The organism is Brevibacterium sp. K72 (assembly GCF_050562175.1).
Taxonomy (GTDB): domain Bacteria; phylum Actinomycetota; class Actinomycetes; order Actinomycetales; family Brevibacteriaceae; genus Brevibacterium; species Brevibacterium casei.
Genome location: NZ_CP191582.1, coordinates 1,933,371 through 1,949,707, shown reverse-complemented (window position 1 = coordinate 1,949,707; position 16,337 = coordinate 1,933,371). Strand labels below are relative to the sequence as shown.

13 protein-coding genes are annotated in these 16,337 nt (G+C 69.2%); 2 read left to right on the top strand and 11 right to left on the bottom strand.

Annotated elements, in window-relative coordinates:
- Positions 1-7 precede the first annotated feature (7 nt).
- Positions 8-652, top strand: coding sequence for a VOC family protein (locus ACQ1RG_RS08590; RefSeq protein ID WP_009380913.1), 645 nt, complete (start codon positions 8-10; stop codon positions 650-652).
- A gap of 114 nt (positions 653-766) precedes the next feature.
- Here the strand turns inward: ACQ1RG_RS08590 and ACQ1RG_RS08585 are convergent, their stop codons facing one another.
- The 11 genes from ACQ1RG_RS08585 to ACQ1RG_RS08535 form a co-directional block, all read right to left on the bottom strand.
- Positions 767-3,304 carry a PhoX family protein gene (locus ACQ1RG_RS08585; RefSeq protein ID WP_375542995.1) on the bottom strand — a complete coding sequence of 846 codons (2,538 nt, stop codon included), beginning with the start codon at positions 3,302-3,304 and terminating at the stop codon, positions 767-769.
- Positions 3,305-3,538: 234 nt separating this feature from the next.
- Positions 3,539-4,306, bottom strand: a complete 768-nt coding sequence (locus tag ACQ1RG_RS08580) for a CPBP family intramembrane glutamic endopeptidase (protein WP_197932340.1) — start codon at positions 4,304-4,306, stop codon at positions 3,539-3,541.
- Positions 4,307-4,327: 21 nt separating this feature from the next.
- Positions 4,328-7,897 carry an efflux RND transporter permease subunit gene (locus ACQ1RG_RS08575; protein ID WP_342474442.1) on the bottom strand — a complete coding sequence of 1,190 codons (3,570 nt, stop codon included), beginning with the start codon at positions 7,895-7,897 and terminating at the stop codon, positions 4,328-4,330.
- 195 nt (positions 7,898-8,092) lie between these two features.
- Entirely contained in the window at positions 8,093-9,346 is a 1,254-nt protein-coding gene (locus ACQ1RG_RS08570; protein ID WP_101624007.1) for an MFS transporter, read from the bottom strand.
- Positions 9,343-10,284 (bottom strand): nitroreductase family protein, encoded by a 942-nt coding sequence (locus ACQ1RG_RS08565; RefSeq protein WP_223290023.1) that lies wholly within the window; start codon positions 10,282-10,284, stop codon positions 9,343-9,345. Before ACQ1RG_RS08565 ends, ACQ1RG_RS08570 begins: the two co-directional genes overlap by 4 nt.
- The gene (gene msrA / locus ACQ1RG_RS08560) at positions 10,285-10,815 is read right to left on the bottom strand and encodes a peptide-methionine (S)-S-oxide reductase MsrA (protein ID WP_101624008.1); all 531 of its coding nucleotides are present in this window, start codon (positions 10,813-10,815) and stop codon (positions 10,285-10,287) included.
- Between the two features lie 42 nt (positions 10,816-10,857).
- A complete protein-coding gene (locus tag ACQ1RG_RS08555) occupies positions 10,858-12,048 on the bottom strand; it encodes a hypothetical protein (protein ID WP_101624009.1) in 1,191 nt (396 codons plus the stop codon).
- A 115-nt stretch (positions 12,049-12,163) separates the two neighbouring features.
- Positions 12,164-12,829: a peptide deformylase gene (locus tag ACQ1RG_RS08550; RefSeq protein ID WP_101624010.1), complete on the bottom strand. Its 666-nt coding sequence runs from the start codon at positions 12,827-12,829 to the stop codon at positions 12,164-12,166.
- Between the two features lie 25 nt (positions 12,830-12,854).
- Positions 12,855-13,658, bottom strand: a complete 804-nt coding sequence (locus tag ACQ1RG_RS08545; protein ID WP_101624011.1) for an HpcH/HpaI aldolase/citrate lyase family protein — start codon at positions 13,656-13,658, stop codon at positions 12,855-12,857.
- An 11-nt stretch (positions 13,659-13,669) separates the two neighbouring features.
- Positions 13,670-14,254 (bottom strand): MaoC family dehydratase, encoded by a 585-nt coding sequence (locus ACQ1RG_RS08540; protein WP_101624012.1) that lies wholly within the window; start codon positions 14,252-14,254, stop codon positions 13,670-13,672.
- A gap of 84 nt (positions 14,255-14,338) precedes the next feature.
- Positions 14,339-15,526 (bottom strand): MFS transporter, encoded by a 1,188-nt coding sequence (locus ACQ1RG_RS08535; RefSeq protein ID WP_201671444.1) that lies wholly within the window; start codon positions 15,524-15,526, stop codon positions 14,339-14,341.
- A 187-nt stretch (positions 15,527-15,713) separates the two neighbouring features.
- Between ACQ1RG_RS08535 and ACQ1RG_RS08530 the strand changes: the two genes are divergently transcribed.
- Entirely contained in the window at positions 15,714-16,298 is a 585-nt protein-coding gene (locus ACQ1RG_RS08530) for a TetR/AcrR family transcriptional regulator (RefSeq protein WP_101624014.1), read from the top strand.
- Positions 16,299-16,337 lie beyond the last annotated feature (39 nt).

Sequence of the window (16,337 nt, the reverse complement as noted above, 5' to 3'; positions counted from 1 at the left end):
TCGTGACATGAAACTCGACCATGTGTCCTTCGCCAGCGAACCCGACGGTTACAGAGCAACCGCCGAGCGCATCTCGGAGCAGCTCGGAGTGGTTCCCTACGACGGTGGAGTGCATCCGCGTTTCGGTACCAGGAATCTCATCTTCCCCCTCGCGGGCGGCCATTACCTCGAAGTCGTCGAAGCCTTGGAGCACCCGGCCGCTCTCTCCACCCCCTTCGGTCAAGCCGTGCGGACCCGGTCCGAGCTCGGCGGCGGCTGGATGGGCTGGTGCGTGTCCGTCGACGACCTCTCGGAGGTCGAGACGCGCCTCGAGCGCAAAGCCGTCGACGGCAACCGCACTCCGGAGTCCGGCGAGGAGCTCAAGTGGCTGCAGATCGGAGTCAAGGGGCTCATCGCCGACCCCCAGCTGCCGTTCTTCATCAAGTGGTCCGCCGATTCGTCCCAGCACCCCTCGTCGTACAAGACCAATGAGGATGTCTCCATCGACACCCTGCAGATCGCCGGCGACCGCGATCGCCTTCGCGACTGGCTCGGCACCGACGACGCCAAGCCGATCCCGGAGATCCACATCGACTGGTCCGCGCCGCACGGTGCCCCGGGCATCATGTCGGTGACGTTCGCGACCGAGCGCAACGGTCTCGTGACGATCTGAGGCCCTGCGCCTCAGCTGTGGTCACAGAACCGAGGCGGAACCGCCCTGTCAGCGATTCCGCCTCGGTCCTGTGACCACTGTCGTCTGCGGCCGGACTCCTCCAGCCCGGCCCGGTCAGGCCGGGGTCGGACCCTGGGATCCGTCTCCCGCCTCGGCGACGTCATCGCCGTCGGCGGCCCTCCGCCGCCGCAGGTGCGCAGCGGTGGCGAGTGCACCGCCGGCCGCGAGCAGCCCCGCTCCCCCGCCGAGGAGGGGCAGCGTCGCGTCCGTGCCGGTCCGCGGCAGGTCGCCTCCCGCACCACCGGATCCGGAGCCTCCGCCGTTCGCGCCTGCACCCGAACCGCCGTTCGCGCCTGCACCACCGGATCCGCTGCCGCCTGAGCCGGAGCCGCCCGAGCCGGAGCCGCCTGAGCCGGAGCCGCCGGCGTCACCGGCCGCACCGGCTCCCGCCGCGGCGGCGTCCTTCGCCGCGTCCTGCGCGCCGCTCTTCGAGCCCGACGAGTCGGCCTGCGCGTTGTCCTCGTCCTCGTTCGCCCCGTCCTGGTCGCCTTCGGCCGCGGAGTTCGCGTCCTCGTCGGCGTCCCCCGGGTCCTCGGTCGGCGTCTCGGTCGGCTCCTCGCCCGCGCCCTTGATCACCTGGACGACGGTCGGCCTCGGCAGGGCGGCGAGACCCGCGTCGACATCGGTCTCATCGACGTAGTCGGGGAAGCGCGAGTGCTGGTTCGACCACTCCCCGTCCTCGCCGGGGTGCTGGACGGCGACGAACGCCGAATCGTACGCGTCGTGGACGAGCGGTCCGCACACCTCGCTTTCGCGGGGAACGGAGAGGAACTGCTCGACACGGCCGCGCTGGTCGCCGTCGATGGTCACCTTGAACAGACCGTCGCAGTACCCGATTCCCGACGGGGCCCCGTCGGTGGAGATCCACAGGTTGCCTGCGGTGTCGAAGGTGACGTTGTCCGGACACGAGATCGGCGAGACCTGCTCGGCGGGGAACCCGGAGAAGTAGGTCGCGTCCCCCTGCTTCGGGTCGCCGCACACGAGGAGCAGCGTCCAGTCGAACTCGGTGCCGGTGTGGTCGCCGCCGCGCTCGGTGATCTCGACGATGTGACCGTCGCGGTTCTCGGTGCGCGGGTTCGCCTCGTCGGCGCCGGCCTTGCCGTCGACGCCGCGGTCGGAGTTGTTCGTGCACGCGACGTAGATCCGTCCGTTGACCGGGTTCGGCTCGACGTCCTCGCAGCGGTCCATCTTCGTCGGCCCCACCTTGTCGGCGGCGAGACGGGTGTTGACGAGCACCTCGGCGACGGTCATGCCCGAGACCTGGGACTTCCCGCCCTTGACCAGCGGCAGCCATTGTCCGGCACCGTCGAACTCACCGTCGGAGGGGACCGTTCCGCTGCCGTCGATCTCACTCTTGGGCGAGTTGCCGGTGAACTTCGCGACGTAGAGGTCGCCCTCGGAGAGCAGGCGCATGTTCGCCGCCCGGTCGCCCTCGACGTAGCGGTCCTTCGAGACGAACTTGTAGAGGTAGTCGAACTTCTCGTCGTCGCCCATGTAGGCCACAGCGTGCCCGGAGTCGGCGATCGTGATGTTCGCGCCCTCGTGCTTGAAGCGGCCCATGCTCGTGTGCTTGAGCGGCGTCGAGGTGGGATCCCACGGGTCGACCTCGACGATCCAGCCGAACCGGTTCGCCTCGTTGGCGAAGCCGTTCGAGTTCGTGTCGAAGCGGTCGAGGTCGGCCTCCCAGCCGTAGGCGGAGTCGTCGTTCGTCAGCCCATAGCGCTTGTCCGCCTCCGAGGTGCCCTGCGCCCTGAAGTAGGAGTTGAAGTTCTCCTCGCCGGAGACGAGGGTTCCCCACGGAGTGAGCCCGCCCGAGCAGTTGCCGAGCGTGCCCTGGACCTTGTCGCCCTGCGGGTAGTCCTTGGTCCGCAGCAGGTCGGTGCCGGCGGCGGGTCCGGTGAAGGCGTATTCGGTGTCGATGAGGAAGCGGCGGTTGCGCTCGCCGTTGACGTCGACCTTCCACGGGGTCCTCTCATTCGCCCGGGTGAGTTCGACGACGGTGAGTCCGTGGGCGTCACGGCTGATCGCCCGCTTCGTCGCCCCGTCCATGCTGTCGGGGTACATGATGGCGTCGTTGGTGTATTCCTGGTTGGCGAAGAGCACGGCCCGGCTGCCGTCACCGGACTCGTCGATCTGGATCTGGAGGAAGTCGTTGTTGTAGCCGAACTGACGTCGCTGCGCCTCGACGCTCTGGTTCTCGGGATCGAACTTCGGTGAGTCGGGGAAGATCGGATCCCCCCACCGGATAATCGGATGCCACGAGTAGCCGTCGGGAACGATGAGGTCGTCGACCTCGGCGGGCACCGGGTCGATCGCGGAGAAGTCGAGGGTCCCGGCGGGGGCCGCTGCCGCCCGACGCGCGGTGGGACTCGGTGCCGTGGTCACTGCGATGGCCAGCGCCCCGGCGGCCGAGGCGCCGAGCACGGCCCGGCGGGAGAGCTGCGCGCCGACAATGTCACGGAAGTAGCCGTTGGACGAGGTGTTGCAGATCGCCTTGCTGCACGCGTTGTCGCATTTGAGCGCGCAGGTCACAGGACTCCGCTTGCCACGCACGTGTCCGGCCATGGGCAGCAGTTCGCGCAGTGGTGCCATCATTCGTCTCCTCGGGGGTCGATGTCAGGGTCCGCACCGGCATCCGGCGCTCACCCGGTCGAGGCTTCCAGGGGAGGTTTTCCCTGGCCCGACCATATGGTGAACCGGGGATGAACCGGCGCTGACCAGTGCATTTCGTCATGGAGAACTGACCTAAATTCCCGGGGCCGCTTCCCGGCAGGGCTCGTTCCCCACCCTCCGCCGGGACGTCAGGTGGTCCCGTTCCGTGCGAACTCAACCAGGGTCGACGAGGCTGAGCACCCCGGGGGCGAGGAACCCGACGACATCGATGATCGTGTGCGCCCACACGATGGGCATGAGCCGGCGGGTGCGCATATAGAACCAGCCGAAGATGATCCCCATGGCGACATTGCCGATGAACGGCCCGATCCCCTGGTAGAGGTGGTAGCTGCCGCGGAAGAGCGCGAGGGCGATGATGATCGTCCACGGGCCGTATCCGAGCTGTCGCAGCCGCTCGGCGCCGAAGCCGAAGATGAGCACCTCTTCGAGGACGCCGTTCTTCGCCGCCGCGAGCACGAGGACGGGGATCGTCCACCAATGATCGCCGAGGTTGGCCGGCTGCACCTCGGCTGTGATCCCGAGTGCCCGGCCGCCCGCGTAGACGGCGAGGGTGCCGAGACCGATGACGAGGAAGAGGAGGACGCCCTGTCCGAAGTCGCGCACCGCCTTCCCCTGCACTCCGAGACGCTGGGCGAGCGGCTTCGGGGTGGGGTCGCGGGTGAGCAGGTAGAGCGCGAGGGCGACGGGAACGAGGCTGAAGCCGATGTCGAGGAGCTGGTAGACGAGGTCGAAGATCGGTCGGGGGTTGAGGGAGGTGTTGAGCTTGGCCTCGGCGTCGCTGATCGGTCCGCGGGTGACGATGTCGAGGAGGCGCACGACGGCGTAGACCGCCGACTGCCCGAGCGAGAGTGCGGCGACGAGCCCGAGTTCGAACCACAGGCGTCGCCGCTCCTTCGGTGCGAGTTCGCTCGCTGTGCTCACCGCTCCTCCTCGCCTCTGGGCTCAGTGCTTCGCTTCATCGCCTCGCGCATCGCCGCCGTCGTCGGTGCGCGCTGCGGGACCGCCGCCTGCCGCGGCACCGGTCGTCGCGGTCGCCGTCTCCCTCTCGGCACGCGCCTCGGCGGCGTCGAGGACTTCTCCGCGGGCCATGTTCTTCACCCGCCTCTTCTCGGCTCGGCGCTCCTTCGCCCCCTCGAGGAGGAGATAGAGGACGGGGACGAGGATGAGGGTGAGGATCGTCGAGCTGACGAGACCGCCGATGACGACGATCGCCAGCGGCTTGGAGATGAACACTCCCCCGCCGGTGAGCCCGAGCGCCATCGGCACGAGCGCGAAGATCGTCGCGGCCGCGGTCATGAGGATCGGCCGGTAGCGCAGCCGGGCACCCCCGACGATCGCCGGTCGCAGCTCGACGCCGCGGGCGCGGAAGTGGTTGATGAGGTCGATGAGGACGATCGCGTTCGTCACGACGATGCCGATGAGCATGAGCAGGCCGATCATCGCCGTCAGCCCCATCGCCGTGTCCGTGAGGAGGAGCAGGGCGATCGATCCGGTCGCTGCGAAGGGGATCGAGACGAGGAGGATGAGCGGCTGGAGCAGCGACTTGAAGGTCGCGACCATGATGACGAAGACGATGAGGATCGCAGCGAGCATGGCGAGGCCGAGCTGCGAGAACGCGTCCTGCTGCTCCTCGGTGGCGCCGCCGGTGTCGACGGAGACCTCGTCGGGCACATCGACCTCGCCCAGTGCCGACTGCACCGCGGCCGACACTGCCCCGAGGTCGTCGCCCTCAGGGGTCACGGACACCGTCGTCGACCGCTGGCTGTTCGTGTGCCGGATGTTCGGCGCGGTCGTGACCTCCTCGACGTCGGCGACGTCGTCGAGATCGATGAGACGCGGCTCAGCGGCCGGCGCAGCACCCGCGCCCGCCCCGGCGCCCGTGCCAGCACCCGCACCGGTGCCTGCACCCGCACCTGCCCCGGCTCCCGCGCCTGCACCGGCACCGGCTCCCGCGCCGGAGCCTGCTCCGGTCGGTGCGTCGGGGGTCTCCGGCTTTCCGGGGATCTGCAGGTCGCGCAGCTCCTCGACGGTGTTCGCCTCCCGGTCGAAGAGGAGGACGGAGTGGGTGACGTCGTCGATGATCACCTCTCCGATGCTCTGGCCTCGCATCGCGCGCTGGACGTACTGACCGATCGCCGCCTCGGTGAGGTTCTCCTCGGCGGCCTTCTCCTGGTCGACCTTGACCTCGATGACGGGTTGGACGGCTTCGACGTCGCTCGTCACCGACTGCGCTCCGGGCACATCCTCGAGGCGTTGGGCGACCTTCTCCGTGGTGTCCTCGAGGACGGCGGTGTCACTCGAGGTCAGGGTCACGTCGATGGTCTGCGCGCCCGGTGCCGAGCTCTGGTCCTGGAGTTCGACCTGTCCGACACCCTCAAGGGCATCGAACTTCCTCTGCAGCTCCGCGCTGATCGACTGCGCGGAGGTGCCCGGCTTCGCGTTGACGATGAACGTGCCGCTCAGCCCGGAGTCGTCGGCGAACCCGAACGTCGAGCCGCCGATCGAGACCTGGTAGGACTCGATGCTGTCATCGGCGACGAGGATGTCCTCGACCTGCTGCGACTGCTCGGAGGCCTCGTCGAGGTCGGTGCCCGGGTCGAAGGTCTGTGTGACCTGCAACTGCTCCTGCCCGGTGTCGCCGAAGAGTTCGGTCTTCAGCTGCGGGACCATCGCGCCGGTGCCGGCGAGGATGATGAGCGCGGCGACGATCATGAGCACCGGGTGCTTCGTCGAGAACGAGATCACCGGGAGGTAGGTCCTCTGCAGGCGCGTGACCGGTGAGCGCAGGGCGGCGAGCTCATCGACCTCGGCGGCCTCCGACGCTCCCGCTGCGGCACCGAGTCCGGCGGCTCGGCCTGCGGGGACGACGCCTTCGTCGGTCTCGACGTCGCCGCCGGCGTCGTGGCGGCCGGCGGCGGTGATGCTCTGCTTCTTCGCAGCCTTGCGCGCGGCCCTCTTCTCCGCCCGCCACTGCGTGAGCATCTGCCTGCGGCTCTGCCTGATCTCCGCCTTCTCCTCCCGCGTGAGCCTGACCTTGGCCTCCCGCTGGCGGAGGAACCAGTACGCGAGGACGGGGACGATGGTGAGCGCGACGAAGAGGCTCGAGAGCAGCGCGATCGTCGCGGTGAGCGCGAACGGGCGGAACATCTCCCCGGTCTGCCCGGTGACGAAGGCGAGTGGGAGGAAGACGGCCACCGTGGTCAGGGTCGAGGCGGTGATGGCTCCGGCCACCTCGGCGACGGCTGCGAGGATGTTGGCGAACTTGTCGCCGCCGGCCGCATGCCGCCTGCGGATGGCCTCGATGACGACGATCGAGTCGTCGACGACGCGGCCGACGGAGATTGTCAGCGCCCCGAGGGTGAGCATGTTGAGCGTCTCCCCGCCCATCCACAGGCCGATGAGGGCGATGAGGAGGGAGAGCGGGATCGAGATCGCGGTGATGATCGTCGCGCGCACGGACAGGAGGAAGACGAGGATGACGAGGACGGCGAAGACGAGGCCGAGCATGCCCTCCTTGAGGAGGTCGTCGATCGACTGCTCGATGAACGGGGCCTGGTCGAACGCGGAGACGAACTCCGTGTTGTCGCCGAGCGTCTTCGCGAGCTCCGGCAGCTTCGCCGAGACCGCGTGGGAGACGTCGACGGTGTTCGCATCGGACTCCTTCATCACCGACAGGGACAGGGAGGGTTTGCCGTTGGTGCGGGAGATCGATTCGATCGGGGCGTCGGCGATGGCGACGTCGGCGACGTCGGAGAGCTTGACCGGACCGTCGGTGCCGGAGACGACGAGGTCCTTGATCGCGTCGACCGATCGGATGCGGGACCCGACCTCGACCGGGGCCGTCCCGTCGCCTCCTTCGAGGTCCCCCGCCGAGGTGGGGACGCCGTTGGCCTGGAGCACGCCGGCGATCTCGTCGATGCTCGCCCCTTCGTCCTCGAGGTCGTCCTCGCGGATGCGGATCTCGACCTGCTTGGTCTTCGCGCCGGCGATCTGGACCTGGGAGACGCCGTCGACCTTGGAGAGCTCGGGTTCGACGATGTCGTTGAGCTCTGCGGCGAGCTTGTCCTCGTCGGCGTCGGAGGTCACGGAGAGGGCGAGGACGGGGATGTCGTCGGTGCTCAGGGTGAGCACATTGGGTTCGACTCCGTCGGGCAGCTGGGGCTGGACCTGGGAGACGGCGCGTTGGAGGGACCGGACGATGTCGTCGGAGTTCTCGCCGTACTTCGTGCTCACGGTGATCGTGGCGCTGCCGGCCGAGGACACCGAGGTCATGTCCTCGACCTCCGGCAGGGGTGAGAGCGCTGCTTCGAGCGGGTCGGTGACCTCACTCTCCACGGCCTGCGGCGTGGCCCCTTCATAGGTCGCGGTGACCGTGGCCTGGGGATTGTCGAGGGAGGGGAAGAGCTCCTGCTTGAGTGCTCCTGCTCCGATGACGCCGAAGATCACGGCGACGACGGAGATGAGGGCGATGAGCGCTCGGTTCTTCAGACTCAGGCGGGTGAGAAAGCTCACGTGGGCTCTTTCTGCTCGGGTGGCCGGCTGGGTCACCGGCGCTCGGCGACACCACGCTCATCTTAGTGACCCGGCGCCGCGCTTTCTCCTCAGTGCACCCTGTGCAGGTTCTGCGAACCCTCAGCCGCACCGACGCGGTCATCCGACAAATACGCGGTTAGCAGACCGCGTTTTTGTCGGTTCACCGCGTCGGAGTCAACGCAGCTCTCGCGGGCGGGTCTCGCGTCCGGTGAGCCAGTACGCGGCGGCGAGGACGGCGAGTGCCCCGGTGAGCGCGAACGCCCACGAATAGCCGGCGTGGTCGACGATGACTCCGGCGAGGACGGGGCCGAGGATCGCACCCCCGTCGAGCGCCATCTGGTACTTCGCGAGCACCCGCCCGCCTTTGCGCTCACGGCCGACGACGTCGGCGACCGTGGCCTGCTGGGCGGGATTGGCCAGCCCGGAGCCGATGCCGGCGAGTATCGAGAGCGCGAAGAAGACCCAGAGTGCATCGGTGAAGGCGAGCGCGGCCGTCGAGAGCCCGAGCGTGAGCAGACCCCAGATGATGAAAGGCCTGCGTCCGTAGGTGTCGGCGAAGCGGCCGACGAGTGCGACGGCTGCCGCGTTGCCGAGGGCGAACATCGTCAGCGCGAGTCCGGCCGCCGCGGTGTCGGCGCGCAGCGCCTGGATCGCGAACAGGGGGTAGATCGCCACCCGGATGCCCATCGCCGACCAGCCCTGGACGAACGCGGAGACGAGTGCGGCACGGTACGCGGAGTCCCGCCAGGCCTGCCGGAACGTCATCACCTCCTGCGCAGGCAGATCCGCGGTTGCGGCGATCCGCGCCCGGCCGAGCTTTGTCGCCGATCCCGCCGAGGCGGTCGAGGCGAGGAAGATCCGCACGACGGCGGCGGCGACGACGAGGCCTGCGGCGTAGATGATGAACGGCACGCGCATCCCCCACCCGGCCATGAGTCCGCCGAGGACCGGTCCGGCGATGTTGCCGACGAGGAACGCCGTGGCGTACGTGCTCGACGCCTTCGCGCGGGCGTCGACGGGGGCCAGTCGGATGATGAGCGCCATCGCGGAGACGGTGAACATCGTCGATCCGATGCCGCCGAGTCCCCGGAAGACGAGGAGCTGCCAGTAGTTCTGGGCGAAGGCCACGGCCGCGGTGGAGGCGGCGACGATGAGGAGACCCGTGATGTAGATCCGACGTTCGCCGAAGGCGTCGACGAGGCGACCCGATGTGGGTGAGAAGACGAACCGGAAGAGGGCGAAGGAGGAGACGACGATCGACGCCGCGGTCACCCCGAAGTCGAAGCTCGCGGCGAACTGCGGGAGGACGGGGGCGATGATGCCGTAGCCGAGCGCGACGATGAAGGCCGCAGCGACGAGGACGTAGATCTCGGTAGGCAGCCGCCTCGGCGTCGACGGGTCCTTGGCTGCCTGGTCCTCGCCCTTCACAGGGTGTCGAGGAACTGGTCGGGGTCCGGCCGGGGTCGGGTGCCCGCGGCGAGCCGCGCGCGGTACCGTTCGGGGACCGAGCCGATGTAGAACCAGCCCATGAGCAGCTCGCCGTCCCTGAGGCGGTGGAGCCTGCGCACGGCCGGGGCGTTCGTCAGGTGCCCGCTGCGCCACATCACTCCCCACCCGGCCTGCCAGAGGGCGAGTTCGAGGAGGTGACCGGCTCCCGCCGCGGTCGCGTGCTGCTCCCATTCGGGGACCTTCGGGTGCGGGGTCGGCGACGAGACGAGCGCGAGGAGCAGTTCGGCCCGCAGCGGCTTCATATTGACCTCACCGTCCTTGCGCGTGACACCGTCGGCTTCGTCGAGGGCCTCACCGAGGCGGATCCGGTCGTCTCCCCGGAGGATGAGGAAGCGCCACGGTTTGAGAGCCTTGTGGTCGGCGACGGTCGAGATGATGCGGATGATCTCCCGGAGGTCGGAGTCGCTCGGCGTCTCCGGGCCCACCTTGGAGATCGAACGCCGGGTGGCGATCGCGTGGAGCACCGGATCGGTGAGTGAGTCGATCGAACTCGGGGCGGAGTAGTCCGGTCCGGTGCGCCCTCTGTCCGCCTTCGCGGGAGCGAGACGGGCACCGTCGGCGGCAGCGGGTGATTCGCCGGTGGTGCCGAAGCCGCCGCCCGCGGCGTCACCGACGTTCGTCTCGTCGCCGACACTCGTCCCATCGCCGAGCGCAGCACCGCCGACGACCGTGTCGTCCTCGACGGCCCCCGCGCCGAGGCGAGTGAGGGATTCCCTGGCCGCGAGCTTCATCGCCCACGGACCGGTCTCACCGTCGAGGAAGTACGCCCGTGTCAGCTCCCGTTCGTGGTCGGGCCGCTCGCGTTTCCTCCGGCGCTTGTCCTTCTTCGCGCACCCGGACTTCTTCCTGCTCCCCATTCAGCTCACCCAGTTCGCATAGGCCTTCCGTGCCTGCGAGAGTTTGGGGTCGATGATCACCCGGCAGTAGCCGTTGTCGGGATTGTTCGAGTAGAAGTCCTGGTGGACCGTCTCAGCGGGGTAGAAGACACCGAGCGGTTCGAGGGTCGTGACGATGGGCTTGTCGAAGTACTCCTGGGCCGCCTCGATCGCCTCGGCGAACCGGGCCTTCTCCTCCCCGTCGCGGTAGAACATCGCCGAACGGTACTGTGTGCCGACGTCGTAGCCCTGCCGGTTGAGGCTCGTCGGGTCGTGCCCGGTGAAGAAGAGTCCGAGGATGATGCTCTCGGGCACGATCTCGGGATCGAAGGTGACCTGAAGGGCTTCGGCGTGACCGGTCGTGCCCGAGCACACCTCACGGTAGTGCGGGTCGGTGGTGTGACCGCCGGTGTATCCGGAGATCACCGAGGTCACGCCCGTGGTGCGCTGGTAGACGGCGTCGAGGCACCAGAAGCAGCCTGCGCCGAGGGTGAGAGTGCGGAGTTCGCTCATAACAGGTACAACGACGTCCGTGCCCGCTTATTCCCGCACCGCTCAAGCACCGTCGGTGCGGAAGGTGAGGTCCTCGGGTGCCGGCCAGTCCGCGAGCGTGAGGGGCGCTTCGATGCTCACCGCCGCGAGGTCAGCGTCGTCGACGTCCTCGCCGTCGCTGAGGTCAGGCTCGACCCACCCTTCGATCCCCTCGGGGTGAAGGGTTCCCGGTGCTGAGGCGCCGAGGTTGTCGGCCGTCATCGCCGCGACCTCGGCATCGAGCTCGGCATCGACTCCGTAGAGGTCGATGCGGTCGAGGAGTCCGTCCCGGATGTCGAGGCTGAGTTCGTAGAGTGCGGGGTCAGCGCTGGATCCGGACCTGTCCGCGTCCCGCTCGAAGAGCGCACTGACCGGGTAGGTGTGGTTCGCGGGGATCGCCCTCGGAGCCTCTGCGTCGAGGTACACGTCGATGCTCGAGACGTCCTCTTCGGCGAGCAGAGCGGAGAGGTCGGCATCGGAGAGCTCGATCGGGTCATCCCCGGGGAACTGCTTCCTCGAGTAGGGCACCGTGATGAAGAAGCGGCCGTGGTCGAGCTGGGCGCGGATGACCTCGGCGACGTCCTGGGACTGCGGGTGGGGTTCGTCGAGGAGGGCGTCGAGGGAGGCCCGCACGTGCGCGGGGAGTTCGATCTCGACGGGAGCGACGTCGATGTGCCCGTCGAGGGCTTCGCGGGCGACGAACTCTTCGGCTCTGTCGACGGCGAAGGCGGTGCCCGCGACGACTGAGGAGTTGATGACGGCACCCAGTCCGCGACCGAGCCCGTCGGGCAGCTTCTCGTCCCAGGAGTCCTTGAGGTTCTGGATCGGTCCCCAGAGCATCCAGCTCGCAGCACCGGCCGCGGCGGCGGCTGCGAGGTTGAGGAACGCCCGCGACCTCCACGTCGCATCCTCGATCCACCAGGCCTCCGGATCGCCGCCGTCGACGTATCCGAACGGTTCGTCCTCGGCGTAGCGGGCAGGCTCTCCCGCCTCAGCGCCGCCGGGGGCGACGAGGTCGACATCGGTGTCCGCGAAGGCCCTCGTCCCGCCGAGCCACGTCATCGCTGCGGTCGCGACGGCGTAGGCGGCCCGTGCCGTGTTCTGGTGCTCGGCGGCGAAGTCGCGGCGGCGGACGATGCTCAGTGCACCGGAGCCGATGGTCGAGACGGTGCGGACGAGGAGACGGTGGCGTGCTGGGATGTCGGGAAGGCGCATGCCCTCATCGAATCATGCGCACCTGAGGTGCGCGTGTGAGTCTCCCGGCCACGACCCGAACCGCCCCTCCGTGCGCCGAGATTCCGGCAGCGTCGTCAGAGCACCGGCACCGTCGTCAGAGCAGCAGGCCGCTCGGCAGGGTGAACCCGAGTTCCGTCGCAGCCCGCTGGGTCGAGGGCTCGTTCCACAGTCTCGCGACCGCCGCGTTCGTCGACAGGGACCGCATCTCGGCCTTGTCGAGGAAGAGGATGCCGTCGAGGTGGTCGGTCTCGTGGGCGACGATGCGCGCCGACCAGCCGGTGATCTCCTCGTCGATGGGCGCACCGGTGAGGTCGACTCCGCGCAGCCCTATCGTGCGGGGCCGAGCGACGACGGCCTGGTAGCCGGGGATGGACAGGCACCCTTCGTAGAAGGCGGCGAGCTCACCGGTGACCGGTTCGCACTGCGCGTTGAGCACGGTGCGCAGCGGCAGCGGCTCGCGTTCGCGGACGGCGGCGACCTCGGCGGACACGGCTGCGGGATCCTCGGCGACGAAGATCGAGAGTCCGACGCCCACCTGGGGGCCGGCGAGTCCGACACCGGGGGCCTCGCGCATCGTCTTCGCCATCACCTCGGCGAGGCGGGCCAGGGTCGCGTCGTCGACCTGACCGGAGTACGGCAGCACCGGGGTGCGGAGGATCGGATCGCCGGCCCCGACGATCGGGGCGATGCCGTCGTGGGCGTCCGCCGCGGCGAGGACCTCGTCGATCTGCTGAGCGACGATCGCATCGGTGAGGTTCACGGGGAACTCCTGGTGGTCGGGCCGGTCAGCGGGCGCGGGCGACGATGAGTTCGGCGTGCTTGAGCAGCGGGGCGTCGATCATCTTCCCCTCATAGGCGAACGCCCCCTTCTCCGTTCGTGCCAGGTCGAGGACCGCGCGCGCCCACTCGAACTGTTCTTCGCTGGGGCGGAAGGCCTCGCGGACGACCGGGACGTGGTTGGGGTGGATGGAGACCTTTCCGCTGAACCCCGATTCGCAGGCGTCCTCGGCTTCCTCGCGGAGACCGTCGAGGTCGGGGATGTCGGCCCAGATCGAGTCGAGGGCGTGTTTGCCGTGGGCGCGCGCGGCGAGCAGCGTCGAGCTGCGGACGTGGGAGACGACGTCGCGCCACGTGCCGTCGGCGCGACGCGAGGATCCCCCGCCGAGATCGGCGATGAGGTCCTCGGAGCCCCACATGAGGCCGTGGACGTTGGGGGCGGCGGCGATCTCGGCCGCGTTGATCGCCCCCAATGCCGTCTCGATGAGGGCGATGACCTCGAGGCCTCCGAAGACGGTGAGGTCCGAGGCGGATTCCGCCTTCGGCAGCATCACGGTCGTGTAGTCGGTGCGCTCGAGCATCCGCAGATCCTCGCCGAGGTGGTCGGAGTCGCGGGGATTGACGCGCACGACGGTGCGGGACGGGTCGAGCGGGTAGTCGACGATCGCTTCGCGGGCCTCGGCCTTGTCGGCGTCGTTGACGGCGTCCTCGAGGTCGAGGATGACGATGTCGGAGCGTTCGGCGGCCTTCTGGAACCGATCGGGCCGGTCTCCGGGGACGAAGAGCCAGGCGGGGGCGAAATCGAGTGCCATGGGTGGTCTCCTCACTCTCCGGTCGAGGTCTGCGGGGACTGCGCTGACGGGGCTGGCGAATCCGAGTTCTGCGACTGCGCCGCCGCATCCGCGGAAGGTGCCGCAGAACCGGAGGGCTTGGCATGCGAGGAGTCGAACATCATCGTCTGGCGCACGGCCTTGGCCACCAGCTGCCCGTTCTGGTTGTATCCGCGGTGCTCGAGGGTGACGATGCCCTGCCCGGGGCGGGACTTCGAGGCGCGCTTGTCGAGGATCGTCGTCTCCGCGTAGAGGGTGTCGCCGTGGAAGAGCGGGGCGGGGAAGCTCACCTCGGAGAAGCCGAGGTTGCCGACGATCGTGCCCTGCGTGAGCTGGGAGACGGAGAGCCCGATGAGGGTCGCCAGCGTGAACATCGAGTTGACGAGGCGCTGGCCGAAGGGTTCGGTCTCGGCGAAGGCGGCGTCGAGGTGGAGGGCCTGCGTGTTCATCGTCACCGCGGTGAACCACGTGTTGTCCGCCTCGGTGATGGTCCGGCCCGGCGCATGCCTGTACACGGTGCCGACCTCCATCTCGTCGAGCCACAGTCCGCGCTGCTCGACGACCTTGCTCTCGCTCATTCTCCGCTCCTTCGTCGTGATGCTCTTCACCATACCGTCCGCCCGTGACACACCCGACGGGTGGGAGGTCCGCGTGAGGTCGGCTCAGTGCGGGCGCGGGCGGATGAGCGCGCCGAGAGCTGCGCATGCGGCGGCGACGGAGAACGCCGGGATCGGTCCGGCCTCGGCGAGGAGAGCTCCCACCAGCGGGGAGCCGATGGCCTGGCCGAGAGCGAGGACGAGGAACCCGAGTCCGACCCCGGCCGCGGGTGCGTCGGCGCAGATCTCCGTCCCCCAGATGAGCAGCAGACCGGTGAGGACGATGTAGACGGCACCGAAGACCGCTGCCGACGTCCATGCTGTGGCGAGGCTGCCGGGGACGAGGGCGAAGGCGATGGTGACGGCGGCGAGGACGAGCATCGACAGCGTCCACGCCGGGCGCAGGCCCAGCCGCCGCACAGCATCGCCGGTGATCGCCCCGACGAGTCCGCACACCCCGAGCAGGATCCAGGCGATCGCCGAGGCGGTCGGACCGATCCCCTCGGCCCCGCCGAGGAGGTCGCGGCCAAAGGTCCACACCGCTGAGCTCGCGATTCCCATGAGTGCGGCGGCGGCGATGAGTCGGACCCCGCCCGCTCGCAGCAGCGGTCCGGGCATGCGCGGTCGTCGCCTCGCGGCGCCTGGGCCGGCGACCGCGGGCTCGTCGCCGCGGCGCGGAACCGCGCGAGCGACCCAGACGGTGACGACCGCGGCGATGACGGCGAAGGCCCACCACGCCAGCCGCCACTGTCCGACGGTGAGCAGGGCGACCGGTCCCGCGAGGGCGACACCGGCGCCGGTGCCTGCGTTGATGACCGTCTGCGTCCGATCTCGGACGCCGCTGCGCACGAAGAGGGCGACGGCATGGGCGAGCGGCGGCGAGGCGATGCCGGTGCTCGATCCGGCGAGGAGGACGCCTGCCGCGAGCGCGAGGGCGTTCGGGGCCACGGCGACGACCGCGGTGCCGACCGCGGCGACGGCTCCTGCGCTGACGGCGACGACGCGAGCACCGAGGCGGGGTGTGAGGATCGTCGAGACGACGATCGCGACGCAGTAGGCGATGTAGGAGCCGGAGGCGATGGCGCCGGCGGTCTGTGCGTCGAGTCCGAACTCGGCGCGGAAGGCGGGGAGGAACATGCCGTAGGCGAATCGGGCGAGGCCGTAGCAGACGGCGATGAGGCAGAGCCCCGCCGCGGTCAGGCGCAGGGTAGCCCAGCGCCCCAGAGTCTGTCCGCCGGTGCTCGTCGTGGTCATCGTCGGTCCTCTCCGGAGGGCTTCGTCGGAGCGAGTCTCAGAGCGCGTCGCCGCCCTCGAACTTCACAGGTCTGTGAACCATCCTGCAGGCAGGTACACTGATCTGTAAAGTCCGAATCGACATCGACGCCGGTGAAGACCGGACGCCGAACGGCGGTCGACACGGAACCCGAGGGAGGGAGCAGCGATGAGGCCAGACCCGCACGACGACCTCACTCCCCCGCAACTGACGCCTGGCGCGCGACGGATCCTCGACACCGCCGCCGCGCTCTTCTACTCCCGCGGCATCCACGCCGTCGGCGTCGACACCATCGCCGAGGAGTCGGGGCTGACCAAGCGGACCCTCTACGACCGCTTCGGGTCGAAGGACGCCCTCATCGCCGCCTACCTCCAGGTCAGACATGAGGCCTGGTGGGCTCGCCTGGAGAAACGCCTGGCCGCGCTCTCGGCGGAGTCGACACCGGGCAGCCGCGCGCTCGCGGTGTTCGACTCCTACACCCTCGACTCCGAGACGACCGCGCGCGGCTGCGCCTTCGTCAACGCCGCCGCCGAGCTTCCGTCCGATCATCCTGCGCGCGGCGTCATCCGCGCCCACAAGCGTGCGGTCGAAGGACTGCTCGCGGACATCCTCGGCGACAGCCCCGATCCGCGGTCGCTCGCCGAGCACATCTTCCTCCTCCTCGAAGGCGGCATCGTCCACCGCGGCATCGACGGCGACGATCATCGTCTCACCCATGCCCGGCGGATCGTCGAGGACCTCGTCGCGGCGTAGTCGGCGCCCTGTCCGCTCTGTGACGATCTCCACGACAGA